Source organism: Pseudomonas sp. Q11, assembly GCF_024494355.1.
In the GTDB taxonomy this organism is placed as follows: Bacteria; Pseudomonadota; Gammaproteobacteria; order Pseudomonadales; family Pseudomonadaceae; genus Aquipseudomonas; species Aquipseudomonas hefeiensis.
Genome location: NZ_JAKNQY010000007.1, coordinates 202109 through 227573, shown reverse-complemented (window position 1 = coordinate 227573; position 25465 = coordinate 202109). Strand labels below are relative to the sequence as shown.

Here is a 25465-nt window from a genome sequence, read left to right as displayed (position 1 = left end):
TGCGCTGCTTTTCTTGCCCGATCCTATGAGTTCGCCCATTTCGTGTAGGCAGCACTTCGCTTGGCGGGTTAAGGTTCTGCCTATAGCTATCAGTCCTGGACAACCTCCGAACCGCCATGACCACCCCACGCAAATCTCTGCAAGAGACGCTCACCAGCATCATTGACGCCCGGACCCCACAGGCGGGAGACTTTGATATGCCGGTGGCCGGCCTTAGTTTCTTTCGACGTGAAGCCCCGGCGCGCCCCGTCATTTGCATGATCGAACCGAGCATCGTGCTCGTGGCCCAAGGCGTGAAGCAGGTATGGGTAGGCGGCAAGGCGTATGGATACGACACCACACGATTTCTCATCACTTCGCTGGACATCCCCGCCAACTCTGAAGTGATGGTGGCAAGCCCGGAGCAACCTTGCCTGGGCCTGGTCTTCAAGCTCGACTTACGCATGGTGGCCGATCTGGTCGCCCAGAGCGGCATGACGCCGTATCGAGACCGGCCCATCGGAATTGGCGCAGGCATTGGTACAGCAACGCCTGAGTTTCTGGCGCCGTTCGCACGCTTGTTGGCGCTGCTGGATGAGCCTGACGCGATCCCCGTACTGGCACCGCTGATCCAGCAAGAAATTCATTATCGGTTGTTGATGAGCGACCAGGCTTCGCGCCTGCGTCAGATCGCCTCCGTGGACAGTCAGGGCTACCGGATCGCCAAAGCCATCGACTGGCTGAAATTGAATTACACCGAACACATCCGCGTCGAGGACCTCGCGGCGCGTGTGCAGATGAGCCTCCCCACCTTCCACCATCACTTCCGCCAGCTCACCGCGATGAGTCCGCTGCAGTACCAGAAGTGGCTACGGTTGAACGAAGCGAAGCGCTTGATGCTCAATGAGCATATGGACGTGGCGAGTGCGGCCTTCAAAGTGGGCTATGAAAGCCCCTCGCAGTTCAGCCGTGAGTACGGCCGTTTGTTTGGCATGCCGCCCAAGCGGGATATTGCGACGTTGCGCGGGCCAGCCGATCACACCAAGACTGTTTGATTCATAGTGGCTGCCCCATTGTGACGAGGGAACACCCTCGCCATGGGCTCAGCTACATCTTTCAAATCGTCGCAAGGTCGTTCGGGCTTTCCAGGACCTGGGGAGGCCCATCAGTTCCTGGCGCCGTAATACTGCGCCATGTAATCCACAAACACTCGAACCTTGGCCGGCAAATTCCGGGCGTGCGGGTAAAGCGCATAGTAGTGCCGCTGCCCAAGCGTGTACTCAGGCAGAATCCGCACCAGTCTTCCCGTCAGCAGGTCATCTTGCACCGTCGCCAGGGTAAACGCGGCAATCCCCCCGCCCGCCAGAGCGCAGGCGTGCAAGGCGGTGATGGTGTCCGTATGGAAACTGCTGGCGCACTCCACGGTGCTCGACTCCCCGGATTCACCCTCTAGTTCCCACTGAGTGGCCGAGGCATAAGTCAGCAACCGGTGGCCATGGAGTTCAGCAACGCCGCGAGGCAGCCCGCGCTTGAAGACATAGGCCGGGGCCGCCACCAGGACCATCGGCGAGACGCTGAGCAAGCGCGCGACAAGACTGCTGTCGGCCAGCGGTCCAGAAATCCGTAACGCCACATCGAACCCATCGGCCACCAGATCGACAAGCGGATCCGAGCAGGACAGATCGACCTGGATGTCCGGATAGCGCTCCTGGAACGCCGGCAACCAACGGGCCAGTTCCAGTGTACCGATCACCAACGGGGTACTGATGCGCAGCAGTCCGGAGGGCCGTTCCTGTTCCAGCGTCACGGCCTGGGACGCGGCATCAACGCGATCCAGAATATCCACGCAAGCGGCGTAGTAGCGTTCGCCTGCTGCCGTGAGGCTCATGCGTCGGGTATTGCGATTGATCAGACGCACGCCCAGTGCGGACTCCAATTGCTGCAAATTTCGCGACACCGACGAATGAGTGGTGTCCAGTCGCTCGGCCGCAGCTGAAAAACCCCGGGCCTCCACGATGCAGCGAAACACGCGCATGGCGAGCATCTGATTCATATTTTTAGCGCACCGGCAGCTTGATGATTTGGGCGGTGGTCATGACATCACCGAAAGTATCCTCGACCTCGGCCAGTGCGGCCTTGTGCAAGGCGTCCTTGTCGATCGTCTCGCCACTGACCCGGGTGATCGCGCGGGTGGCCGATGCATCGGAGGCGACCAACACATTGTAGCCAAGCGGCGCCGCATCACGGGCAGCACCCGCGACACAGGCATGGGTCATGAGGCCTGAAATGATCAGGTGTTCGATGCCGGCCTTTTTCAAGCGTTTGTCCAGGTCGCTGCTGCCAAAAACGCTGACGGTGGTTTTCTGCAATACCACGTCCTGAGCCCTTGGCTGCATGTCTGGGTGGAATTTCACGGTTTCGCCATCCATCGCGAACACCGCCGAACCTGCAGGCGCGACGTGCTGGACGTGATAGACCGGCATTTTATGTTCATCGGCGAACCTTATCAGCTCACGGGTATTGGCCAGCGCCGAGGCGCCATCGGGGATCGGCATCCTACCGGTGAAGTATTCGTTCTGGAAATCGATCACCAGTAACGCGGTTTTACCGGCAGGCAGTTGGCTGACCGGTGTCGCGCCGGACATGGCTCGAATGGTGGGTTGGGTGTCAGCCAGCGCGCCAGTGCTGGCGACAACGCCTGAGAATGCACAAGCGGCGAGGAAACGACGGGCGAAACGTTGCATGGTGGGATTCCTTCTTGGGTGATTGAGTGAAGGAATGCTAGGGGGATAACGCCTGCCGAAACACAGCTCGAACGGCACAGGACTTGTTTGGATTTCACACCAATAAGCATCCGTCGGTGGGATAGCGGTGCTGCTTACTTAAGATTTGTAGGACACATTGTGGCGAGGAAGCGTGCTCCCTCGCCACGGAGTCACTGACCCCCTTGGATGAACGGCATCACGTCAAAGGGGAACCTTGTTACGTCGCCGATTCCGATTGCGACGCCAGCACCTGCGCCTGCAATCGCCGGCCGATCACATCCAGCAAGTCACATCCATCGCGCAGGGGGATTGCTAGCACCTGGGCGAAATCATGGAGTACCACCGCGTCTGTGCTGATGTCGGCGCGCATGGCGAGGTTCTCCAGTAACTGGGTGACGGCGGCGATGCGGTAGGCGGCGGTGTCGTGCAGCACGTCCAGCGGCGCTTGCGTGTCGATCAGGAGCGCGTGGAAATTGTTTTCGATACCGGTGATGGGCATGTAGCGGGACATGAGGGGTTACTCCTGCGGGGATGGGAGGTCAGTGGCTGATTGGGGTGCCGCTGGCAAAGGGAGCGAATCCGGGATCGAGATTCGGATATATGGCAGGAGATATTCTTGGGGGACGCTAGACGAAAGCCACCTTGGATTGGCTGTGGTTTTCGGAGGGTTGGGGGTGAGCTTTTTCATTGGCTAACTTCCTGAGTAAGAGAAAGATCTGCCGGCATCACTTCCACATGATGGGTGGCAGCTGTACGCGGGTGTGGAAGACCGGTACTCAGGAACCCGGCGCGCCCTAGGACGCCCCGCGTACAGCCGCCGTAATTTAACAGCAGGCATAAGAAAAGTGCCTACTTAAAATTTTGCGACGTTACGCGTCTGAGTAAGGGCTTCCACACCCAGCCGCTGAATTTTCAGCGACGGAGAGAACTTAGCGCACGGGGTAATTGGGTGGATAGTCAGCGGGGAGCGACGCGTCTTGAGGGAAATTTCCGATGGGGGTGTCCGGCGATGGATTCAGCAGCGCAGCTATGAGCTGCAAGGACAAATCTCGAAACGAATGAGCGCTCACTCCTTTCGCCCGAGCCGCAACATAGGCCACGTCTGCGGGATGGGCTATAATCCGCCCACCAACGCGATTTGAGGTCCAGCCCATGGGCAATGTCAGCCTTGAAACCAAAAAGGCCTATGCCGCGAGAACGCGTAGATCCAACTACGCGGCCAGCCTCCGTCTGGAAGGTTTCAAAGTGACCTTCGCGGACGGCGAACGCAAAATGCCAACGCGTGAAGAGGTCTTGAAGGCCTTTACCCAGACCAGAACCTGATGGCTGACAAATATGGAGTCGGCGAGGACGCTTATTGCTATCCCGGCTCCACAGTCCTTCGCAATAAACTCGATATCCGTGACGAACCGACCCTAAGCGGAGCCGAACAACAACTCTCGGCCATCGCAGCGGACAACGTCGAATTCAGCCCTCCTCCCTACAGCCTGGCCTACCTTCAAAACATTCATCGAATCCTCTTTTCAGACCTGTTCGAATGGGCCGGAGAGCTGCGTACCGTCGGCATGTCCAAACAAGCCACCCGCTTTTGCCAACCAGAATACATGGAGAAGGAAGCCAGCAAGGTCTTCACGACCATCGCGGCGGCAAACTGGTTCGAGAAGGTAATAAGAGTAAGAGCCGAGCAACTTGTAGTCACTGCACAGGCCCAACCCAAACCAGATTCACCCGCAGAAAATGTACCCTTCGACGGCGGCGTCTGTGAGGCTTTTCAGATCTGCGCAGGAGGGGAACAATTCACGTCGAGACACACCTTGCGACGGCCTGCTGATTCAAGCGCTCGGTCAACGGTGTAAGATGCCCGAAAACGTCGACCATCGAGGCTGCCATGTCCGGCATATCCCTGAATCTGCCCGAAGACCTATCGAATTCCCTCGCCGATCTGGCCAAGACCAACGGCCAAAGTGCGAGCTACCTGGCGATGGACGTTCTTCGCGACTTCATCGAACACGAAAAAGCGCTGACCACACAGATCGAACTTGCCGTAAAGGAAGCTGACCAAGGCAAATTTGCTACCGATGAGCAAGTGGCAGCGATGCGTGGTCGGCGCTGGAGTCAGAATGCAGGTTGAGTGGCTGGAAAAAGCACTCAAAAACCTGGAGGACGAAGCCAACTATATTGCACTTGAAAACCCCAAGGCTGCTGACGACTTCTCCGAAGCGATCTTCGCCAGCGCAGACAAATTGGCTCAATTTCCCGCAATGGGTCGAGAAGGACGAGTCAAACAGACGCGGGAATGGGCAGTACCAAACTGGTCTTATCTGATTCCGTATCGCGTACACGGTGATCGCCTCCAAATCCTCGGCGTATTTCACACTCGACAACGCCCCCGCTCCAACTGGTGAAGTCGGCGCAATATTGCTCTCCCAACACGCCCTGCCCTTCCCTGATAAACTGTGCCATCCGCCTCGCTGATTCAGATTCCCAATGCCCCTACAAACTGCCCCGCTCTACGGATTTACTATACCGTTACCGAGAAAAAGCTAATCAGCACGCAGCAAAAAGCCGCCTCATCGGCGGCTAATTTTTTTACGAACAATATTTAGCGACTAAGCCTTCAGTTCTTCTGGTGTATGCGTTTTGAGCCAATCGGCCAAGGCGGCGTTCATCCGTGTTTGCCAGCCCGGGCCAGAAGCTCTGAATCTCTCCAGCACGTCAGCATCGAAACGAACATTGACGTGCTCTTTAGTCGCTACCGACTTGGGTCGACCACGCTTTGGCTTGAGCATTTCCTTTGCCTGAGCTTTGCCAAACAACCCACCAAGCACCTCGCTGGCTGGTTTAGCCTTGGCAAAGTCTTCGGTCGACCATTCGGGGTTTGCCGTATCGACCCTCTCAGGACTGGGTTTCTTGGTCATAATTTTTGACCTCCCGTTTGTTGGCTTTACGAAAGCTGATGACGTGGACCGCGTCACCCCGTGGGGTAAACACTACGACGTGCAGCCGATTCCCTACGTACCCCATCGCCCGATAACGACACTCGCTGTAGTCGAATCGATCATCTTCCAGGATCAATGCTGTAGACCATTCAAAGTCCCGCACGAGGGCAAACGGAAGTCCACGTTCTTCGACGTTGCGAGCGTCTTTGGCTGGGTCATAAGTAATCTGCATGCAATTATCGTAGCCACATTAAATCGTCAACACAAGGTGCGCGTTGAAACGCTGACCGAGCACGCGCCCTGCCTGGTTGGCATCAAAGATTGAGTGGCTAGGCGTGAGAGCCCGCCAAGTACCCGACAAGCATCCCTGATAAACTGCGTCCATTCGCCCCGATGAATCAGATTCCCAATGCCCCTACAAACTGCCCCGCTCTCCCACCGCTTCTCTGTCGCCCCGATGATGGATCGGACTGACACTTCTTTTACCTCCCGCAAATAAAGGGACTAACACCTCGCCGCCAGCCCGTGTACCAGTTGCGTACCAGTTCTGTTTTCCTCCCTCCTCCTCCCATCCTTTCTGCCGACTGCGTTAGCAATTTTTAAGCAGCGGTGCTCGGCTCCAATCCTGGCACCGTCTATCGTCGGCAAAGGCGAGCCTTTGTGAGAGCTAAAACCGCGTGCATGAAAGGCCAGCAAACCTCCCGTCTTCGCTTCGCCCCGTTTTCAGGTTGACCCCTGGGAAAAAGGTAATATTGGTAATTTCCTTTTCTATCGGCGATAAAACTCAATAGAATCAATAGGTTATACGAATTACTCAAAGGTAATAAAAGGGTAATAGAGGAGTTAGAAAATTACCCTTAGTCGTAGTAAGTTCACGCACAAATAAAAACCTTTAAAATCAAACACTTAGTAAAATATTACCTCTACCCTTACCTAATATTACCTTCAAAGGTAATACGTTGAAGCCACGTCCTATAAGGGCTGCAGCCATTTTTTCGCATCTCCTTACCAAAATTACCTTTTTCCCAGCCTTGAACTGAAATCAGCCCCCCAAGTGCCCTGCTATGCTTGCTGCTTTCCAAACGGAGTCGAATGCATGGCTAGCCAATATTCCCTCACCGTCGTCCTCGAAAAAATCTACGAAAACCAGTTGGGGCTTGAAGCCGCTTTGATGGAGTTGGTGCTGTTAGTTGAGCAGCAGGGATACGAGGCCGTGGGAGAGAACGCCCGCGTGGCACTTGAGCGAATTGGGGAGAACGCGGGGTTTATTAACCAGGGGCTGGCACGATTAAGAGGTCTAGAAAAGGACTAGCTTGATCCGCTTTTTCAACGTCAATGGCGGCAGTTGGTCGACTGGACAGCAGAGCTAACGTTGGTGTCCGCTCTGCCTTCTTTGCATTTGCGCAGTGACGGTCCTCGGCTATCGGCAATGCCGAATTCACCTGTTCTCTTTCAGACTGCACGGCTCAATGACAGCGCTCCGAGCGTTAGTTGCTGTTTACCCGCAATGGCGTCGACGCGCTAGGCACAGGAAATGCGGTGATTCTCCGACACCTCACCACATCCGAGCTGTGCCCGACGATTGATCTGCCCGCCCCGTTCCTCTTTCGATCGATTGCTGGCACTGATTGACTGGATGGACAGAAATATAATCTTTATTTTTCAGTAGCTTAAAATCTAAAATTGACAATACATACCAATTTTTACCATCGAAACCCTTCCACATCCCATAGAACACCTAGCTGGCGAACTGCTATGATGTGCTGTATGAAGTAAACGTATTGAGTCGCAAATAAATCCGAAAACAGCAGCATAAGCACCATCAACTTACTAGTGTAGTTTAGCTCGGGTAAGTCGCATTAAAATGCGATCTAATGAGCTTTCTAAATAACGCAAAGGAGAGCAACTTGCCAAAAATATCAGAAATATCAAAAACACCTCCGTTCATTGAATGGTTCGAGCTCTATGGTGTAAATGGATACAAGACGCTCAGACTCGATAATAGATCCTGCATAAAAATAGTTGCTGCCGAAAACGGAACAGGCAAAACCACTCTTCTGAGTGCACTACATGCAGTTTTAACCCTGGACATTTCCAAACTCGCAACCATCGACTTCATATATCTTAGATTAAAACTAAGAGACTCAAAAGAGCTAATCTTTAACAGAAAAGATATTCTCCCAAAAAACTACACGGCAAAACCCTCCGAAGCGATTTTGGCGTTAAAAAAATACGGTGTCTCAGATCGAAAGCTGAGAAGAAATATTGCATTCATTCAAACGAACGGAATTGAATCTTTTTCGTTTTCTAATGAGTTCCGAACTATTTATTTCAACTGCCCACTCAATAGAGAAGAGCTTTCCAATCTATACTTAGAGGCTATAGATCAATACTACCCAAACAACGTGTGCCGCGTTCTAGTTCAGAAAATCACAAAGGCGCTCGGGGAACTGCAAATATTGTATCTTCCAACCTTTCGGCGAATCGAAACAGAAATGTCAGAATTTGCCCAAAGCAAAAAGAATAGAAGGACTGAATTCGGTTACGAAACAGATGATGAGGATGATAACGACCAATTGATATGGTTCGGAATGGCAGACGTAGAATCCCGACTTGAAGCCTTTAAAGAAAGAATAAAATCTGTAACGCTAAACTCCTACTCAAGAATAAGCGCTCAATCTTTAGAAACACTACTCTCCCCTGCATCTAGAAGCCCCGAGTATATCTTCGACATTACTGATGAGTTCAGCTCAAAGCTTAACTTGGTTTTAGCTAGGCTTGGACATGCAGGTAGAGAAACAGAGGCAAAAATTTATGATTTGATTTACTCCGGACAGATTAATGAAACTGCTTACGACGGATTGCGCGCGCACATCCATCAGATCATATCTATTTATGCGACTACTCAAGCACAAGAACAATTAATCGAAGGATTCACTAACGTCATCAACAGTTATTGGTATGCATCAGCTGTAGACTCAAACGGCATTCCTGAAAAGCAGTTCGTATTTGACAAATTCGCGTTAGAAGTTTCCGTAAAAAACAACTTCAACGATAACACACTTTTACTAAACAACTTATCGTCCGGCGAGAAGCAGATTGTTGCTATATTTGCCAAGCTCTACCTTCAGCAAAATAAGAAATATCTTATACTCATAGATGAGCCTGAATTATCACTAGCCATGTCATGGCAAAGAAGATTTCTAATCGACATACTTGAGTCACCTTCTTGTCATCAATTGGTAGCGATAACCCACTCTCCATTCATATTTGACAATGACTTAGATGGGTATGCGGAATCGCTAACTGTAAAGTACGAGCAACCACAATAATGACAAACATCGTAGATAAGCTCAGACTCGCAAAACACAGACCGCATGTAGCCCTACATGACTACACCGTCCTTAGAAGCAAAGCACCTAATTGCCTTGTTTGTGTTTTCGAAGGGCACGAAGACTATCCATATTATGATACAGTTTTTCGAAAATTAATCGACGAAGTTGACTATCGCGCGCTCGTTGTGAACGGAAAAGATCAAGTCCTAGGACTTAGAGAACTTCTGTTCAAACGCGAAACTCCTTCCGATAAAAAAGTTGCTTATTTTATTGACAAGGATTTCGACGGCTTTAAACAATTTCAGCCATCAGAAAACACGTACTGTACAACTGGATACTCCATTGAAAACAACTTATGCTCAAACTCTATTCTTCACCCACTCTTAGCGCAAGAATACCTCTGCCACAAAACAGGTGAAGAAAGCACAATTGAAACAGTCACAGAAAAGTTTTTGGCGCGCTTATACGAATTTACAGACCTGATGAGAGATAGCAATAGGGCAATCTTCTTCGCCAGAAAACAAAACATCAGACTCCAAGGCATAACCAATCAAATAACCAAATATATAAATATAGATATAAATAGAATCACCGCTACTGGCGCTAACCATTTAACCCTAATCGGATGGCCAGACGAAATCGACGCAAGTGCAATACCAGAATCAATCACAGAATTCGAGGCGCTATCGCCTTTACAGGATTGGCGCGGAAAGTTCGTACTTGGCGTTTATACCGAGCTACTCCATAAGTTGAAGGATGATCGTTGTTCAGCAACTCCTAAGCATTTTAATATTAAAGCCGGCATGAAGTTTAACCCCAAGGGTGAAATCATTAGAACTTTAGCTCTTCTTTCTCCCATACCGCAGTGCCTTCGTACCTTTGCTCTAAATCTACCGATGAGCAATCAAAATCGTTCTACACCTGCATAAGTATCAAATTTACGTTCTTAGCCCGACTACGACCAATGGTCGGGCACTCTTCAACCATTGACGGTTGCCCTGCGGGCCATCTTAACAAGCTGATAACGAGGGTTCGACCCCCTTCAGCCGCTCCACTATTTTCAAGACCTCCAGCGATGTTTAGGTGGCGTCAGGCGGAACTGGTTATAGTTTTTGTAACACTTGCACAAGTCGTACGGAAGCTACGGTCAGCATTCCCTTCCCTATCAACGCCCCCCGTGTTCTATATAGGATCCGAGCCATTCCTTGTCCTCGCTTACCAAAATTACACTGTCGCAGTGTTGATCCTGAAAAAAAGCCTGAACTTCTCCCCATCCGATATTTTTAAGCCCCCCAATCGCAGCTCAAAATATGGCTCAGTGTTGGTCAATTAGTGCAATTGGCTGTGTGACCGAGAAGTCAGTCGGCCTGGGGCTTTAAGGTATATCGATCTTGTTCCTGGTTGACGTCGATAGGGGACCTAGTGCGAGCCATTCAGAAAATGAAAATCAGCAAAACGTCTGTTTTTATCGGTCCTCTCTCTGTAAACCGTAGCCCTCTGGAAACAGCCACCAATCCCCCTTCGCCCCGAGACCTCCAATATTGCGCTCACTTTTTTGCAAAACCTTGCACACCGTGCAATTGCCAAACGCGGCACAGACCCCATAAAGGGCCTTGGCGGGGGCATCGTTTACGTCATCACCGGTGTTTGCAAAAACAAGGGACGCAAAGCCCGTCGGCGGGAGGGGGATAAGTGCTTTCCTCATCATTTTTTTCGAGGATTTGTCTTGTAGGTCTGGACATGGCATCTTGCCTCTACGCTAGAAAAGGAGCACGACATGAGGGATTTGGGAACGGCTGGGGAGAAATTCTTCGGTACGCTATGCGCGACGGCGGCGGGCATGGCGGCAAACAAATCTGAAACCGATATCAATGGCTGGGATTTGTTTGTAGAAATCGATAATGTTCCAAGTAAGTTCGATCGAATGTCTATGCATGAAGGTCTGATCGAAACAAAAATCCAGGTAAAATCCACTGACGGCAATAAAAAATTCGTCGACGTGGAGTTGTCAAACCTTAAGAAAATGGCTACTAGTTCCCTGCCCTGCTTTTATGTATTGCTCGAATTCGATAGCGGAGATATTCCTGTCAGAGGGTACTTGCGTCACTTCGACAATGACCTAATAGAAAAAACCCTTAGGCGAGTTTCAGATGAGTACGTTAAAGATCCTAACGTAAAGCTCAATAAGAAGAAGATGCGCCTTAGTTTTCACGAGCCCATTGTTCCTCTCGCAGCCTTAGTTTTAAAGCAGTTGATAATGAACCATATTGGCGCTTCACATTTTGATTACCTTGACCGCAAGCGTGAACATTTAAAGTTAGTAGGCTTTGAAGAGGGGGCTCATCGAATACAATTTTCGTTCACAGGCGATGACAAACTTCATAAACTGATTGATATTTCGCTGGGAAAGAGAGGTGCGGTCCAGGTAGTAAACGTCCATGGGGCATCCCTTCGATTTGGTGTTTTGTCCGATAGGCACAAACTAACCGATGATACAGCTTTACTGACTATGCCGGACGTAATTCCGAGTGATCACGGCTTTCTAACTTTTAGAGATAAATCGACCGGACGCACTCTAAAATTCCCAGTGGATCTCTATACCAGCCCCTTCAATGCGTGGATCCCAAAACCTTACCAAAAAATAAGAATGGATGCTAAGTTATTCGAATTTAATATCCTTAACCAAGGAAAAACATTTAACCTTTCCATGAATGTTGATTTGCTTGAACGGTTCGAAGTTGAAGAAGCGCTTAGAATGTTCAAGCTTATGCATATGTTTTCGAATCCGAAAAATGTCGAAATTGTTTTTGATTTTCAAGACTTATCATCGACAGCCTATCTTAAATCTGGAGATGGCTTCCCTGATCAGTCTAAAAAAATAGGGACACTGGAGGGCATAGTTAAAATTAAGCGATATTTTGAGGTTGACACTCCTTTGAACTTTAGTGACCACGAGCTTGAAAGGATTAACACCAAGCCAAACTTTATAATAAAGTTGATTGAAGGTGACCCCGAAATATTTACACTGAAATTTCCTACCATTGACGACATCGCCCTAGGAACCGAGATAGAATCTTTTTACATTTTTTCGTTTCAGCTTGGAAAATATGTATTTATAGAACTTATTCTTTTCTTGGGGAATGTGGAGCTAGAGGATGATGGGCAATACAGTATAACGCCGAGGGTTAGAAGGTCGTTCTATAAGACAATGTTTCTTATTGACAGCTTTAACAAGGAATCCTTGAAGGGGGAGATTACAAGCCTAATAGAAGGCTATGAGTCTGAGCTTCCGGTGATAAACTTTTCTCCCGTTTTTTTTGAAAGCTTAAAGATTTGAAATTTTATTTATTGATTCCGGTTAGTGGAGTGTCAGGTTATGTCTTAATGCTTTTCACCAGAGCACTTAAGCGAGTTGCAACCACCGCTTTTTCCATAAAAACCGAAGCGTCTGCCGTACTTGGCGTCGGTCCAGGCGAATGCGTGTGCGTTGCCAACTGTGTGTTTATTTCTTTAACCAGGTCGAGGAGATCGCATAGCACCTGCAACACATTCACCTCTTCTGAACCTAGCCACGTCTTGGGTGCTTTAAGACTTTGGCTGACCCCGGCCAAACTCTGGCGCACCCCCTTAATGTGCTCCTGCATATCTCCGCCCACCGTCGCGTTGAGCTTCCGTCCCACAACAAGGTTCAGATCCCGCCCGGTGGCTTGGTGCAGATCATCCACAGTCGCCAGGCTCGCGGATCCACCCGACAGCAGCTTGAGCGCACCCAGCGCCTCGATCGTTTTAACCCCTCCCACGGACTCGCTTGAATGGTCGTCCACGATCCTGGTGTGCCTCTGGAACCGCTCGCGGTTATCCAGGGCTTCGACTTCCCGCTCGATCGCCTTGTCCTGGATCTTGCCATCCGTCTGGCGCAACCAGTTGCCATCCGCATCCACACGCTGCTGGACCGCCTCGCTGTGCTGCCAGACCTGATCGCCTTTCGGCACCTTGGGCATGCTCAGGCCATGCGGAAGGATCGTTTGAATGTAGGGCTTGTTCGGCAGGCCGTAGGCGAAGCACACCACCACCTGGGTGCCTTCCTCCGGAAACGCATAGATCCCCATTTCCTCGCCACCGGTGGGCAGCGGCAACGGAACGCCGGTGAGCTGAGGCAACAGTGGATCAGGCTCCCCATCTGGGCCCAGGACTTCAATATCCACGGCATAGCGTGGTCGGAAGTCGTCGCAGATCCCGGCGCCGGCCGGCGCGTCGGCCACGGCGATAACCCGGGCAAAGCGCGGCAAGTGGTAGCCGCCGGTGAGTTCAGGGAACTGCCGCTCTACGCTGCGGCGGATTGCGTCTTCCATCGGATGGCCATCTGGTCATTGGCGAGCGCCACACTGGTGACGCGCTCGCCGGTGTTGATCGTTGCACCTGGTCGTAACCCGGGAAGGGCCGCGACCATCGCGCTTTGGTTGCCCTGGTAGCCGTCGAACAGCTCCGTTGGGATTTGTAGCGGTGCCCGGATGCCGAAAAAACTGTCGGCCCAGCTCCCCACGAACACTTCACCGTTGCCCTGTTGGTGCCAGGTGTAGTCGGGGATCCCGAACACCCGAGCCAGGCTGTCCATCGCCTGGTAACCGGCGGCCAGGCTGTAGAAATACGGTGTCTTGATGCCGGCGTATGGCCGGTCAGGCACCCGAAAGCGCAGACCGGTCTGCTCGCTGATCTCAGCCAACACCGCGCGCAGATCGACGTGACGCAGGTTCATCGGCAGCGGGTTGGCCAGCACGGCGGTCAGCTCGCGGCAGAACAACATCTGCTCCACCGCGTTGGCGGCGGTGCAACGCTCGATGTAGCCGATGAAGTGACGCTGCAGCGTGCTTTGGTTGTAGCCGATATCCAGCGTCACCAGGCCTTTGAGCGGGGTGATGGATTGCACCGTGAAGTTCGCCCGGCCCGGACTGAAGGTGTCCAGCCGGACGTCCTCCTTGACCAGGGCGATCGGCGCGCCGTTGATGGCCAGCACCTTGTGCAGCTTCAATTCTGCTCACTCCCGCCCAGCCACTTGTCCACACGGCCCAGAACCTTTTCAAAGCCACTCAGCGCAGGGTTGTCACCCGTTGCACCACCGCCGTCGCCTACCGCGTTACCGGGTGCGCCCTGGGCGTCCACCTTGTTACTGACTCGCCGGCTTTCGACCTTCTCCGGATTGGATTCGCGCTCGCTCAGCGTGAATTGGACCAACCAGGCCTTAAGGCTGTCTGCCTCCCGGGCGCTGACGCCCTCGGAAAACTCCACCTGGCGCACGCCGAAGGCCTCGGCGGTGTCGTTAACGATCCGGTACAGGTGTAGCTGGCCACCGCCGGCCGTGGCTTCGGCGAGGCGCATCAGATCGGTCAGTTGCACCCGATCGACAAACGGGATCATCAGCGAAACGGTCAACGTCTTGGGTTTGAACCCCTTATGCGCCTTGTCGGTGTTACTGGTCTGGCCCGACATGTCGCCGCTTTCGATACGCAGGTTGGCCGTGACCTTGAGGTTTTTCCCCTGGATTTTTTGCCCGTCGAGCAACAGCGTCATAGGCCCACCAGCTCCTGTACAAAACTCAACCCTGCTTTGTTGCCCACCAGCAGCAGGCCGGCGCACTGTACCCATTCATGTCCAGGTGCATCGCCGGCGAGCAATTGGCGGCGAAGTTCGCTGCTATTGCCTGGGCCGATCAATCGCGCCCGAATGCTGATGTCCGGGTTTCCCCCGGCCAGCAGATTCTTGAGGTCGCTCAACTGCTGATCGCGCCCCTGTTGCTGGGCGCCTTTGCGGGCGGCGAGCGCGGCCAGATCGCTCAACGGCGAGCTGTCGGCGGCATAGCCCTCCAGGACGGCCAATTGGCCCGCCATGGACTGCTTGGCGGCCTTGACCACCGTACAACGCTCCAGGGGCATCGCCTGCCAGCGCGGCAGCGGGCCAGGGTTGGGGATCTCCCATTTCTCGCTCTCCAGCTTCACCAGGTGTTGCGCACGGCGCTCGGTGCGCACCAGGTCGGGGATCGGCAACAAGGCATTGAACCGGGACAAGCCGCTGGCCAGCTGCTCCAAGCGTGTGCCCAGGAACAGGATCGACAGTGCGTACAGCGAACCGGCCGGGCGACCGTCGTCGGTGACGTCTTCCAGTTTCTTGCCCAGGTGCTCCAGGACGTTCGGCGCCGACAGGAAGCGCTGGTAACCCTTGCCTTGGCCAATGCCGCTCTGAAATGGAGTCACCACCAGGCACGCCGGCGCCTGGCCCAGTTGTTCGGTGAGCGCAGCGCGACCGGCCGCAATGGCCCCTTGCGCCGCGCCGCCGACCGGCCCTGGGCTGGTGGTGGCCAGGCCCTTCAGCCCGGCCAGACGCTGGGCGGTACTGGCCAACTCGCCGCCGGCCAGGTCCTTCGCGGTGGCCAGACCGCCCATCCACTGCGTGGCCTGCTCCGGCCAGCGCATCGTCACCGGTGTCCAGGTCATGCCGGCGGTGTCCAGGTGATGAGTTTCAATGCTTTCAGGTCCCTCTCTGCCACGGCCTGGGCAACGGCCTGGCGCAAGGTTTCGGCGTGCTGCAACGCGGCCTGTCTGAAACGCACCAGGTCATGGCTGACTTTCTGCAATTGGGCGATGGTGTGCGGCCTGAACGCCTTCACCTGGTCCACGTCGTAACAGGGGTAAACATCATCTATGCCCAGCAGCACCTGGGCATTCAGGTTCACCTGGTCATCGATGGCGCTGCTGTAGCGGTACACCTCGCCCAAGGCGTTGGAGCTGAAACCGCCGGCAATGTGGATGCTGCATCCGGCGCTGATCGCCTGCAGCGTTTGCTCCTGCAGTATGGCCAGCACGGCGTCGATATCATCGACCCATTCGCCATCTTTCCAGACCTGGTTGGGTCCCGGTTTTTTCAAAGTAAAACATGCTGGAAGCGGCTCAAACCCTTCGAGGGTTCGCGGCTCGCAGGTGTCGATGTTGTAAACAACAACACCGCCGAAGTAGTCCACAAATTTCCAGGCCTGGCCATTCCACCAGGCAACTGTATTTTCGGGAGTTTCCGGCGGCGGGGTTTCCACGCAGCCGCCAGGAATTAGGAATACACCTGGCTCCAGTGGAGATTCACGAGCCTCTGCTACACCTACGAACATACCTAGATGATCAGTCTGATAGACAAGTTTGTTGGTCATGATTGATCTCAATACTTAATGCAGAAAAGGAGCGCCATGTTTTTGGGGCGGGTTTCTGCGCCACCAACAGCAGCGATCGTCAGGGCGTGTGTGTGGCTGCCGCTGGCGCCAATGCTGACACTATGCGAGTGGCTGCCAGCAGCGCCTATGGAGACGTTATGCGCGTGAGCCCCCGCAACCGAAGTCGGAACGTTAAACGTTGCACCGATGGGGTTGCCGTCCAGCGATGGAGTACCGCCACTCGAGTGAATGGAGCCTGGTACGTTGTGAGCATGAGCGCCTTGAGAGTCGGTCGAGGCGCTATGAACGTGCTGACCCTGTGCATTCGTCGATGCTGTATGAACGTGGTTACCAACTGCAGCAGCGGAAGCCGTGTGCGTGTGCGATTGCAGCATCATGTCTTCAAACGAACCAAAAACACGGTTCGGGTTCAGACCACGACCATCATCCCAACCGCGGGGAAACAGGCCACGCATATCAGGCAACGTGAAGGTAGTTGCTCCATCACCGGCACCGTACGTCGTACCAATGCGGGCAAAGAGGTTGGCGAAGGTAGTGCGTGAAATCACCGCACCGTTACAACTCAGCCAGCCCATGGGTGGTGCTTTCATCGCGAATGCGGAAACCATGCCGGTCATTGGATCGCTGATCTGCTTTTGCACTTTATTCAGTGCAGCGGTAGTTGCCAGGATTTCGCTGCTGTTGGTCGTAGGGTCGTCACTCTTGGAATTGGGTAAGTTACCCAGCCCTACATCTGCCTTCGTAGTGGCTCGAGCACGCAGCCCAACATAGTCGCCACTACGCGCAGCCAGATATTGAATCAACGGGCCGGGGATGGGCTCCACCGTTCTCAGGTCGACGATGTTGGTTGATGAGATAAAGTTGGCGATCTGCACGCAGTAATGCCGTGCGCCAGCGGCGTCGGTGTAGTCCGACTGATCGCCGTAGACCAACTTCCATCTGGTCACCCGGTCGTTGAGTTGACGTTCCAGAGACACGTCCAACCAGATTTTTCCCGACGGGATGATGCCGCTGATCGGCAACGCTTCACCCAGGACCACGCGAATACCTTCGATATAGGCGATTCCTGGATTCACTTGGTATTCGCCCACAATCCTTGTGAAGGCCAGCGAGCTGCCAAAAAAACAGGCGCGGCCGTACAGCTCGCGATTGTTCAAGCGCTCGCGCTCATCGATTCCCGCCAGGCGCACTGTAAAGTCATGCTGCCAGGTGCTGGCGTCGATGGTGATGCCGGTTAACGCCATGGCACCGTCGAAGGCCAGCAGAAAATTTCGGGTGACGTTGTTACCGATCTGAAGCGGCGGCACGTTTTTGCGTTTCTGCTGCATCGGCACGGTGGACACAGCACACAGCTCTCCGTCCTCATCCTCCAGGCCAATCCAGTTGAAATTCCAGTCACCGATGTCCGATCCCAGCTGGGCGCTGTACACGACCTGGTTCGGGTTCACGTAGCCGGCGTTCTGCGCGGGAATGTTGTACACATGAACGATCTGCGCCGCCGGCGGCTTGCCAGCAGCGCGATCAATCGGCGCGGCGGGGTCAAGCCCGGGCACATTGGCGAAGATGAATTTGCTGATAATCAGCGGCTTTCTTTGGCTTTGCTTCAGGGCTATTTGGCTTTCGCCGGCCAGGGTGATATTGGCGCTCACGGTACGGTCCTAAAGGCTGGCAACCAGCGTTTGCTGGTCATCGTTGAAGTCCACCACCGCGACTTGCAGCGCGATGGGGGTAATGGTCACGAAGTCGTAGCGTCGGCACGTCCGGCCGTACTGCTGGATCAACACGCGCAGCAACTCGGGGTTGAGTGACAGCTGGGTGTTGCTGAACTTGAGCTGGATAACGTCCCAGTCCCGGTCGGGTTGGCGCTCCTCGATCTCGACGTAGCCCACGCCCAGGCGCTCAAAAATGCGCTTCATGCCCGCCGTACTCCCGGCGTCCACGGAGTTGATAAAGGCGTATTTCACTCGCAGGCGAAACAAGGCCTCGGGCTCGCCTTGAAAACGCGTGACGTCGCGCTGCCAGGCCCACAGGTCGAGGATGCTCATGTGGCAGGTGTCAGGATCAATCTGCGAATACGGCCAGCGCAGCCAACTGGTGACCGTTTCCCACCAGGCCTGGGCGGCCAGGGTGAGCTTGGAAAGCTCGGTGCCTTCGAGCCAGAACGGCAGTTTGAGCTTGATCAAAGGATCACCACTTTCAGGCTCTGCAGCCGGGGGATCGACAGCCCGCTGACGATATCCCCCATGGGAACAAACTTGACGGACTCAATCCCCGGGAACTGCTCGTGCAGCTCCTGCGCTAGACGACTGACACTGAATCGCGATTGGGGATAAGTGAGCGTGGGCTGATAGTCCCGAGGCGTGCTTTCGCGGAATGCGGCTCGCAAAAACAATTCGATTTCGTGCGTGAGGTCAGCGATCTGCGCCGGCGTCTGGTTGGCAAAGGGCCAGACGTTTACCTGGAAACTGACCAGCTGTTCAGGCATGACCATGGCCAACAGATCGTCGCCATGGCCGTGATTGCCCTGGTCGCGGATGTGCGCATTGATCTGGTCCAGGTAAGTGCTGGCCGGTACGCCGGCATCGAACAGGACATAGGCGTTTGCGCTACCTGGTCCGCGTGGTGCGCCGTGTTCGAAGTAGACGCCATCCGGCCGTACGCCTGGGAAAGCGGAAATCATGGCGCGATAAACGGCATCGGTGTGCCACTGGTTCACCGCCGAGAACTGGTTGCGTACGCGCAGGCGCAATTGGTCGTTGGGCTCCGGATCTGCACCAGGTGATTCCAGCCAGCCGTCGCTGTTGACCACCTGGACAATGCCCGGTACCGGGACCGGCAAGATGGCGTAGTAACCAGGTGCAAGGTTAAAACCGCTGCCAGATTCGAGCGCCTCCACCGGCACTTCAAGTTGGAGTTGCCCCTGCTGGAAGGTCGCGGCGGCGGTGGTAATGAGCTGGTAAACGTTGCCGTTGATAGCGGCCGACTGCACCACAATGCCTTTTTCCAGCTCCATCACGCCGTCAGGTGTGGTCCGCGTGAAGAGCACTTTGCCTTTGGCCTTGGTTGCCCCTTTGCGCTCGACATTGACTGCCCAAGCCAGCGTGTCCAGCCAGGCGTCTTCTGCTGTTTTGACAAAGAAGTTCGGCAGCACCGTCAGGCACAGGAAGTCAAGCAGCCACAGCACTGGCTTGGTGACCAGGGCGGTCATCACCCGCCAGAAAGGCGAATAGCTGCTGGTGTTGGCCACCTTGGCGCCTTGGGCTTCCACTTCCTTTTCCCAGGCAGCTTTCAGGCCCGCCTCCGTGGTGGGGATGCCCGTCTCGGCGATCACCTTTTTAAAATCGACGCTCACAGACTTACCTCTATCGATCCGAATTTCAGGGTTTTAGCCGTGACCAGGTAGACGCCAGGCTCCTGCTGGGTAATGCGTGCCGTGCCCGGCACCAAGCGTTCGTCGTCCTCCACCAACAGCTCCAGCTGCTGGATGCAGTCGCGTTGACGCAACCGATCACGCTCGGCGACCAGGACGACCAGGAGCCCGCTGTCGCGGATCATGTGGGCGATGTCCTGGGCGATGCAGGCGCGGTCATCGATCAGTTGCGGCTGGCGCGACGGATCCAGGGCCAAGTCGTTGTCCACAATCAACAGATCCACGTACTCGCTCATCCGCCCACCGCCATGGCCACCATGTTTTCCATTTCCAGCGGCGTCATTGTCTTGCCGGTGTGGATATTCACGTTCTCCACATGCGTGCCCTTGTTCTGGCTGCTGCTGTTGTTCTGAATGCTGGTCAGCAGGCCACCAGGCGGCACCGCTGCAGGACGTGTCGGCGAAAGGCTGGGGATAGCTGCGTTGATGGTCTGCTGGGCTTTCTGCGCGGCGTTGGCAGTGTCAGCGGCGTTGGTCGCTGCATCGACGCCAGGCACCTCAGGCATGCCCCCGAAGCGCGCTTCAATGTTCACGCCCGGGATACTGTTCAGCAGCTCGATCACGCCGTTCACGGCCTGGGTGAAGATGCTGACAATGCTGTCCCAGGCGGCCCGGGCCATGCCTGACCAGCCGCCCATGGAATCGAACCAGTCGGAAAGCTTCTGGAACTGCTCGGCAACGAATTGAAACGCGGCCGTGTTCATCAGGGCCGTGGTCCATTCGTCCCAGTAGTAGACGGCTGCCACCACGATCGCGACCAGGGCAACTATGGCGGCCACAATCCATACCACCGGGTTGGCCAGCAGCGCCGCATTGACCAGCCAGATGGCGCCCTGCCAAAGCAGCATGGCGCCGCGCACCAAGGCCAGGCCGGCGCTCAAGGCATAGATCACAGTCATGTAGGCCAGGATCGCCAGCTTCTGCAGGACGAAGCCGGCGACGGTGCGCAGGTTCAGCAACTGGACGACCTTCCAGACCGACACCAGACCCATCCAGGTCATCCTGGATACGCCCACCACCACGGTGAGCAATGACATGGCCGCCACGATGCCCATGATGGTCAGCGCTGTGATGCCGATCACTCGGGTGATGTTGGGGAACAGCTGCGACCAGCGCACCAGGGTCTTGCCGATCTCGATCATGCGGTTCATGAACGGCGTGAGAACCGGGATGAGCACTTGGCCGAACACCACCCGCATGACTTCGACCAGAGACGCCCACTGTTGCCACGGGTCGACCATGGCCCTGGCCATGCTCTCAGCGTTCTCCAGGCCGCGCACCTTGCCCAACTGCTCGATGCCGTTGCGCAACCGGCTGGTGTCCTTGGCCAGTGCGCCGATCACCTGGGCGCCTTCGCCGCCGAAGGCCTCCAGCAGCTTGGCCCCGGCCGAGGCGCTGGTTAGGTCGCCGAACTTGCCCTGGAGCTTGTCCAGGATGGTCATCATGGGCAGGATCTTGCCCTGCTGGTCGGTGAACTTGATGCCCAGTTTGTCCGAGGCGGCACCGATGTTTTCGAAGAATGCCTTGTAGCGTCCGCCGGCATCGCCACCTTCCATTGTGCTGCTGAGGGTGCCAATGACCGCCATCTGTTCGGCCAGATCGACACCTGCCGTCGTAGCGATTGCCCCGGCTTCCTTGAAAGCATCCTTCATCGCCGCGCCACTGGTGCGAAACAGCTGTACCGCCAACGCCGTCTGACCACCGAGCCTTTCGACCCATTCGCCCTTACCCATGGCATCGGCTTGGGACTTCTGCAGGTTGTAGAGGGTGCCGACGTATTCGCCCATGGTTTCGGCGTCGGTTTTGGTGGCCTTGGCCAACAGGTTGCTGGTGTTGGTGAAAACGGCCAGTTGGTTACCGGCCAAGCCCTTGATGGCGCCCTCGATCAGGTACGCCGAGGCCACGAATTCCTGGGCGTTCTCGCCGTAGTTCACCGCGAACTCCAGGGACTTGGCATTGAGCGATGACAACGCATCTTCGGCCACGCCCAACGATCGGACATCGCCCAGGGCGCGGTTGACCTCCAGGGCCGGCTCCATGGACTCGCGGATCCCGACCACGCCAGCCGTCAGCCCACCCAAGCCCAGGCCGATGGTCTTGATGTGCTTTTCGCTCTGGTCGGCCAGCTCGGAAAAGCCCATCTTTACCTTGCCCAGGGGCGCGGTGACTTTGTCTTGCAGGCTCAGGATGAAAGCCAGGCTGGCGCTACGGTCTGCCAATGTCGTTACCCGTTCAGCGCAAGGGCAATGCCGTTAGCCACGGCAAATTCCATGCGTCTCCAGTGTTCGTCCTCCAGCCACTTGGCCGTTCCCATCACCTCGGGCGTGGGTTCGGCTCCAGGTAGCCAGCGGTTCGTCAGGGCCATCAGCTGACCCAGGCCGTTTTCGCTTAGGCGCTCAGCGTGCTCGAGCGCTTTTTTACGATCACCTCAACGTTGGGGGCGTACTCCTCGAGGAGCGCGCCGGCGAGCTGCATCACCATCACCGGGTTGGCCAGCAAGGGTTTCAGGACGGCCTTTTGTTCCTGCAGTACGGTGGTCATCAACAGGTTGTTGCCCGGGGCGACTTTGTTGGTTTGGGTCAGGGCGTTGAAGTACTTGGTCACATCAGCCGGGGTCAGGTTGAAAGTGAATTCCTGGTCGCCGATTTCCAGGGTGATTTCGGTGTTTTGTTGGCTCATGGGGTCGCTCACTTTTGAAGGTTGGGTAAAGAGTTTCCCTGGTACACCGGCGATCGCCGGCACACACCAAGGGCGTATTGCTGCAGACCGAGAATCATTTGCCGGCTGAGGGCAAGCTGATCTCGGAGGGTGAAATAATCCGGTCGAGCGTCTGCAGCGAGTTCGGCGCCTCCTGCATCAGCCAGGCCGGTGGTGCCGGCGGCGGTGGGCACAGATCCTGAGGCGGGACAGGTGGCGTTGACGCGCAACCGCTGACCGCTAGTGTCAACAGCACGGCGCAGGCGTTCGTTTTCAGTAAGTGCATGGGTCAGTTCCGTGGTGTTTCGTTGGTCGATCGCGTCCCGCTCGGCGAGCATTTCGCCGGTGACGCGGGCCGCTTCACGCAAGCCGGCCACTTCCCATTGCGCGCTGTCCAGCTCGCGCCGGGCGTCGTCGCGCTGTTCCAGGACCCAATCAAAGGCCAGCCAGGCCACCAGGCCGACCAACAGAACGAACGGCGCCAGGCGCAACGGAGAAAGGCTCATTTCAGGCACAGCTCCATCTCGGCCAGGCGGCGGTTGTGCAGGCCTTGAATGAACCGCTTGCGGCCCTGGGCGTCGCTGACAAACGACCAGACGGGGGTTCTCCCGTCCGGCGCCCAGGCCAGCGCCCGGCACCCTTCGGCGATGCGGCCGGTGTTGATCAGCCCCACCGCCCGACTGGCGCAGGTGCTGGGCGTGCCGAAGTTATGTGAGTGACTGCTCAACGCATCGAAGGTGTTCTGGCCCACCTCCTGGTTGGTGATGCAGTCAGCCAACTGCAGTTGCCCCTTGCTGATCACCAATTGCTCCACCTCAGCGCACCGATCGGGCGACCAGTAGTCACCGACCACCACCGGAAAGGGGCTGGTATGGCGAGTGATGCCCTTGCAGACGGTGGGCAGCCCACCGGCCAGCTTGTCCGCATAGACAGTGTTCTGGCCGTTGCCTTCCCAGGTGCCCAGGAAGATCACCAATGGGGCGCTGGCCAGCGCCAGGGCGCCGGCCTGGATCTTTCCGCGCAGGCTCATGGAAACCACACCCGCAACACTGCCGGCACGACCATTTGCAGCGCAGCGCCGACCAACGTCAGGATGGTGAGCAAACGGCCGACCTTCGAAGCAATGTCATTCACCGCGACCGTCAGCGTCTGCTGGCCAGCGTTGAGTTCAGAGAGCTGTCCGGCCATGTGTTCAAAGCCTTGTTCCAGCTTGGTGACGCGCGTCGGTACGGTTTCGTGGCGGTCTTCCAGCTCACTCAATCGGTGTTCGATCACGGCCATTTTCTGTTCCATCGATCCGAGGCGAACGGCTTCAGTGGTCATGTGCGCTTTCTCTTTTCGTGGCCGCTCTGGCAGGTGACGCAGCGGGTCATTCCGCCCAGGGCCTGGCGTGCCACCGGGATTTCGTTGTCGCAGTCCTGGCAGTGGGTCAGGCTTGGCCCGGCCGGTCGGGGCTGGCGCAGCTGGGCTTGAATCGCCTGGTCACGTTGACGCTGCTCCAGTTCCTGGGCGCGGTCGAACCAATCCACCATCAGCGCAGCCCCTCGATCTCTGCAGCGTCGAGGTACGGAACGCCGTTGATGTGAATAAAGTCCGGACTGGTTACGTCGAACGGCACCTTATGCTTGGCCTTCTCGCCGCCCTTCGGATCGATCGCCAACAGGCTGGAAATCTTCACCTTGCAGCCGAACGCCTCCACGCGCAGTTCTTCGTCCTCGCCGGCCTTGGCGAAGAACACCGCGTCAAAGGGCTTCAGGGCGCGGAAACTGCCCGCCGATCGCGCCGCGTCGATCAGCAGATTGAAGTTGGTGGTATCCAGTTCGAACTCGCCGGCGGCGGCCACGTCGCCGTCCACGGTGCCATCGGGCACGCCCCGGGTTTGTGCCACGGCCGAGTTGTCGGTGATATCCAGGGTGCAGTTCTCAACGTGCAGCGACAGGTCGCCCAGGCTCACGTCGAAGTTCTTGCCGCCAATCTTTGCCATGGCGCGTTACTCCGTTTTGTCGGTGGAAAGATCCAGGGCGATGTTCGCCGTGAGGTCTTTCGGGCAATTGAGGGGTTTGAGCTTGATGTAGGCCGCCACCTTGGTTTTGCTCAGCCAGCTCAGCACCAGGTCGCCGTCCTTCGGCGGCTCAATGTCGCCGGGGAACACTTCGCCGTTGAATGTGGTGGACTTGGCCATAGCGCGCAGAGGGGCCATCAGCTGGTTGGTGTTGACCGCCATGCTGTTGGGCGTGCTGTTCAACCGGCGATCGGCTACTCGGCGAATCAGCAGTGGCCGGATCAGGCGAGCGGCCTTGTCGGTGATGCGCAGGTATTCCACGACCTGGAAGTCACTAGCAGGGGTGTCGAGCATGTTGCCGTCGCCCCAGTACACGCCCTGGTAATCCGGGTAGGTCTGCGAAACGGAGTACCGGGCGCGGTCCAGTTCACTGCGCACGGCCGAGGGCAGCGGCACCTTATCGCCGTCGATCGGCACCGGGCCGAGCCCCAACACCGGGCCGGTGGCCACGCGCATCGGGCTGTCGGCAACGCTCACGGCAGCGTTGGCCAGGCGTCCGGCCAGAACGCCGAGGTCATTGCCATGCAGTTGCGGTACAACCAGGACTCGCGGCGCCGCCACGTTGGCCACCAGGGCTTTCTGCTCCGCGACGTATTGCGCCCAGGTCTGCTCGGCGGTGATGCCGGCAGTGGCGGTCATCACAAACACGCGGCGCCCGTAGGTGTTGTTCAAGGCAACAGCGGCATCGTGCATGGCCGTGAACTCGACCGAGGCGGTGACGGGTTTGGTGATGATCACCGCTTCCACCGAGATACCTTGCTGCTGGGCTTTCTCCAGGGCATCGGACCAGTTGCCTTCGGCGCCGATCGGGGCCGCCACACAGGCCCAGCGCTGGCCACCGTTGAGGCGGGCGGCGTTGATTTGGGTTTTCAGGTCGCTTGCCGGAATGCCCAGGGCCGTGTCCAGGTCGCTGTCGGTGTTCAGGGGGATGAACTGGCCGACGTTCTTGCCGGCCGGGCCGATGAAAAGGAAGTAGCGCTCAATCTCTGTTACGGCACCCTGGCCCAGATTGAGATTGTCGACGGTGACTTGACCGAGTGCCATGC

The 25465-nt window shown here is 56.0% G+C and carries 32 protein-coding genes; 9 read left to right on the top strand and 23 right to left on the bottom strand.

The features are described from left to right. The first annotated feature begins 116 nt into the window (after positions 1-116). Positions 117-1034, top strand: a complete 918-nt coding sequence (locus tag MA884_RS10675) for an AraC family transcriptional regulator (RefSeq protein WP_256230463.1) — start codon at positions 117-119, stop codon at positions 1032-1034. A 110-nt stretch (positions 1035-1144) separates the two neighbouring features. Here the strand turns inward: MA884_RS10675 and MA884_RS10670 are convergent, their stop codons facing one another. The 3 genes from MA884_RS10670 to MA884_RS10660 form a co-directional block, all read right to left on the bottom strand. Continuing rightward, a complete protein-coding gene (locus tag MA884_RS10670) occupies positions 1145-2032 on the bottom strand; it encodes a LysR family transcriptional regulator (RefSeq protein WP_256230462.1) in 888 nt (295 codons plus the stop codon). Between the two features lie 4 nt (positions 2033-2036). Further along, positions 2037-2723, bottom strand: a complete 687-nt coding sequence (locus MA884_RS10665) for a cysteine hydrolase family protein (protein WP_256230461.1) — start codon at positions 2721-2723, stop codon at positions 2037-2039. 238 nt (positions 2724-2961) lie between these two features. Then, positions 2962-3255, bottom strand: a complete 294-nt coding sequence (locus MA884_RS10660) for a hypothetical protein (protein ID WP_256230460.1) — start codon at positions 3253-3255, stop codon at positions 2962-2964. A 641-nt stretch (positions 3256-3896) separates the two neighbouring features. Here MA884_RS10660 and MA884_RS10655 point away from each other — a divergent pair. Genes MA884_RS10655 through MA884_RS10640 form a run of 4 tightly spaced genes read left to right on the top strand, consistent with a single transcriptional unit; the run spans position 3897 to position 5149 of the window. Further along, positions 3897-4067 (top strand): YhfG family protein, encoded by a 171-nt coding sequence (locus MA884_RS10655; RefSeq protein ID WP_109751605.1) that lies wholly within the window; start codon positions 3897-3899, stop codon positions 4065-4067. After that, the gene (locus MA884_RS10650; protein ID WP_256230458.1) at positions 4067-4600 is read left to right on the top strand and encodes a Fic family protein; all 534 of its coding nucleotides are present in this window, start codon (positions 4067-4069) and stop codon (positions 4598-4600) included. Before MA884_RS10655 ends, MA884_RS10650 begins: the two co-directional genes overlap by 1 nt. A 32-nt stretch (positions 4601-4632) precedes the next feature. Further along, positions 4633-4875 (top strand): CopG family transcriptional regulator, encoded by a 243-nt coding sequence (locus tag MA884_RS10645; protein ID WP_256230457.1) that lies wholly within the window; start codon positions 4633-4635, stop codon positions 4873-4875. Continuing rightward, complete coding sequence (locus MA884_RS10640) at positions 4865-5149, top strand: type II toxin-antitoxin system RelE/ParE family toxin (protein ID WP_256230456.1); 285 nt, start codon at positions 4865-4867, stop codon at positions 5147-5149. Before MA884_RS10645 ends, MA884_RS10640 begins: the two co-directional genes overlap by 11 nt. Before the next feature lie 204 nt (positions 5150-5353). Here MA884_RS10640 and MA884_RS10635 read toward each other — a convergent pair whose 3' ends face one another. Next, complete coding sequence (locus MA884_RS10635; RefSeq protein WP_028237682.1) at positions 5354-5662, bottom strand: BrnA antitoxin family protein; 309 nt, start codon at positions 5660-5662, stop codon at positions 5354-5356. Next, on the bottom strand, positions 5640-5915 hold the full coding sequence (locus MA884_RS10630; RefSeq protein WP_256230455.1) for a BrnT family toxin: 276 nt from the start codon (positions 5913-5915) through the stop codon (positions 5640-5642). Before MA884_RS10630 ends, MA884_RS10635 begins: the two co-directional genes overlap by 23 nt. Positions 5916-6779: 864 nt before the next feature. On the opposite strand from MA884_RS10630, the gene MA884_RS10625 reads away from it, so the two are divergent. From MA884_RS10625 to MA884_RS10610, 4 genes are all read left to right on the top strand, one after another. Beyond that, on the top strand, positions 6780-6995 hold the full coding sequence (locus tag MA884_RS10625) for a hypothetical protein (RefSeq protein ID WP_256230454.1): 216 nt from the start codon (positions 6780-6782) through the stop codon (positions 6993-6995). Positions 6996-7557: 562 nt separating this feature from the next. Then, a complete protein-coding gene (locus MA884_RS10620; protein WP_256230453.1) occupies positions 7558-9015 on the top strand; it encodes an AAA family ATPase in 1458 nt (485 codons plus the stop codon). Continuing rightward, positions 9015-9947, top strand: coding sequence for a DUF4435 domain-containing protein (locus MA884_RS10615; RefSeq protein WP_256230452.1), 933 nt, complete (start codon positions 9015-9017; stop codon positions 9945-9947). Before MA884_RS10620 ends, MA884_RS10615 begins: the two co-directional genes overlap by 1 nt. Positions 9948-10795: 848 nt before the next feature. Continuing rightward, a complete protein-coding gene (locus MA884_RS10610) occupies positions 10796-12355 on the top strand; it encodes a hypothetical protein (protein WP_256230451.1) in 1560 nt (519 codons plus the stop codon). Positions 12356-12392: 37 nt separating this feature from the next. Here the strand turns inward: MA884_RS10610 and MA884_RS10605 are convergent, their stop codons facing one another. The 18 genes from MA884_RS10605 to MA884_RS10520 are packed head-to-tail and all read right to left on the bottom strand — an operon-like array spanning position 12393 to position 25463. Then, a complete protein-coding gene (locus MA884_RS10605) occupies positions 12393-13370 on the bottom strand; it encodes a hypothetical protein (protein WP_256230450.1) in 978 nt (325 codons plus the stop codon). Further along, positions 13343-14047 carry a hypothetical protein gene (locus MA884_RS10600; RefSeq protein ID WP_256230449.1) on the bottom strand — a complete coding sequence of 235 codons (705 nt, stop codon included), beginning with the start codon at positions 14045-14047 and terminating at the stop codon, positions 13343-13345. The genes MA884_RS10605 and MA884_RS10600 overlap by 28 nt, the downstream gene beginning before the upstream one ends. After that, the gene (locus MA884_RS10595) at positions 14044-14586 is read right to left on the bottom strand and encodes a DNA-binding protein (protein ID WP_256230448.1); all 543 of its coding nucleotides are present in this window, start codon (positions 14584-14586) and stop codon (positions 14044-14046) included. Before MA884_RS10595 ends, MA884_RS10600 begins: the two co-directional genes overlap by 4 nt. Continuing rightward, positions 14583-15506, bottom strand: a complete 924-nt coding sequence (locus MA884_RS10590) for a hypothetical protein (RefSeq protein ID WP_256230447.1) — start codon at positions 15504-15506, stop codon at positions 14583-14585. Before MA884_RS10590 ends, MA884_RS10595 begins: the two co-directional genes overlap by 4 nt. Continuing rightward, on the bottom strand, positions 15503-16210 hold the full coding sequence (locus MA884_RS10585; RefSeq protein WP_256230446.1) for a hypothetical protein: 708 nt from the start codon (positions 16208-16210) through the stop codon (positions 15503-15505). The genes MA884_RS10590 and MA884_RS10585 overlap by 4 nt, the downstream gene beginning before the upstream one ends. 8 nt (positions 16211-16218) lie before the next feature. Further along, positions 16219-17880 carry a phage tail protein gene (locus tag MA884_RS10580; RefSeq protein WP_256230445.1) on the bottom strand — a complete coding sequence of 554 codons (1662 nt, stop codon included), beginning with the start codon at positions 17878-17880 and terminating at the stop codon, positions 16219-16221. A gap of 9 nt (positions 17881-17889) precedes the next feature. Further along, positions 17890-18414, bottom strand: a complete 525-nt coding sequence (locus tag MA884_RS10575; protein WP_256230444.1) for a phage tail protein — start codon at positions 18412-18414, stop codon at positions 17890-17892. Continuing rightward, positions 18411-19583: a baseplate J/gp47 family protein gene (locus MA884_RS10570; RefSeq protein WP_256230443.1), complete on the bottom strand. Its 1173-nt coding sequence runs from the start codon at positions 19581-19583 to the stop codon at positions 18411-18413. The genes MA884_RS10575 and MA884_RS10570 overlap by 4 nt, the downstream gene beginning before the upstream one ends. Next, positions 19580-19897 carry a DUF2590 family protein gene (locus MA884_RS10565; protein WP_045154849.1) on the bottom strand — a complete coding sequence of 106 codons (318 nt, stop codon included), beginning with the start codon at positions 19895-19897 and terminating at the stop codon, positions 19580-19582. Before MA884_RS10565 ends, MA884_RS10570 begins: the two co-directional genes overlap by 4 nt. Further along, positions 19894-21879 carry a phage tail tape measure protein gene (locus MA884_RS10560; RefSeq protein WP_256230442.1) on the bottom strand — a complete coding sequence of 662 codons (1986 nt, stop codon included), beginning with the start codon at positions 21877-21879 and terminating at the stop codon, positions 19894-19896. The genes MA884_RS10565 and MA884_RS10560 overlap by 4 nt, the downstream gene beginning before the upstream one ends. Positions 21880-21884: 5 nt before the next feature. Next, positions 21885-22025: a hypothetical protein gene (locus MA884_RS10555; protein WP_256230441.1), complete on the bottom strand. Its 141-nt coding sequence runs from the start codon at positions 22023-22025 to the stop codon at positions 21885-21887. 23 nt (positions 22026-22048) lie between these two features. Then, positions 22049-22339: a putative phage tail assembly chaperone gene (locus MA884_RS10550; protein WP_123596360.1), complete on the bottom strand. Its 291-nt coding sequence runs from the start codon at positions 22337-22339 to the stop codon at positions 22049-22051. 8 nt (positions 22340-22347) lie between these two features. Then, entirely contained in the window at positions 22348-22863 is a 516-nt protein-coding gene (locus MA884_RS10545) for a lysis system i-spanin subunit Rz (RefSeq protein WP_256230440.1), read from the bottom strand. Beyond that, positions 22860-23387: a lysozyme gene (locus tag MA884_RS10540; RefSeq protein WP_256230439.1), complete on the bottom strand. Its 528-nt coding sequence runs from the start codon at positions 23385-23387 to the stop codon at positions 22860-22862. Before MA884_RS10540 ends, MA884_RS10545 begins: the two co-directional genes overlap by 4 nt. Beyond that, positions 23384-23680, bottom strand: coding sequence for a hypothetical protein (locus MA884_RS10535; protein ID WP_256230438.1), 297 nt, complete (start codon positions 23678-23680; stop codon positions 23384-23386). Before MA884_RS10535 ends, MA884_RS10540 begins: the two co-directional genes overlap by 4 nt. Then, positions 23677-23889 (bottom strand): TraR/DksA family transcriptional regulator, encoded by a 213-nt coding sequence (locus MA884_RS10530; protein ID WP_256230437.1) that lies wholly within the window; start codon positions 23887-23889, stop codon positions 23677-23679. Before MA884_RS10530 ends, MA884_RS10535 begins: the two co-directional genes overlap by 4 nt. Next, positions 23889-24341, bottom strand: a complete 453-nt coding sequence (locus MA884_RS10525; RefSeq protein ID WP_039013042.1) for a phage protein — start codon at positions 24339-24341, stop codon at positions 23889-23891. Before MA884_RS10525 ends, MA884_RS10530 begins: the two co-directional genes overlap by 1 nt. Positions 24342-24347: 6 nt before the next feature. Then, the gene (locus tag MA884_RS10520; RefSeq protein WP_256230436.1) at positions 24348-25463 is read right to left on the bottom strand and encodes a DUF2586 domain-containing protein; all 1116 of its coding nucleotides are present in this window, start codon (positions 25461-25463) and stop codon (positions 24348-24350) included. Positions 25464-25465: the final 2 nt, after the last annotated feature.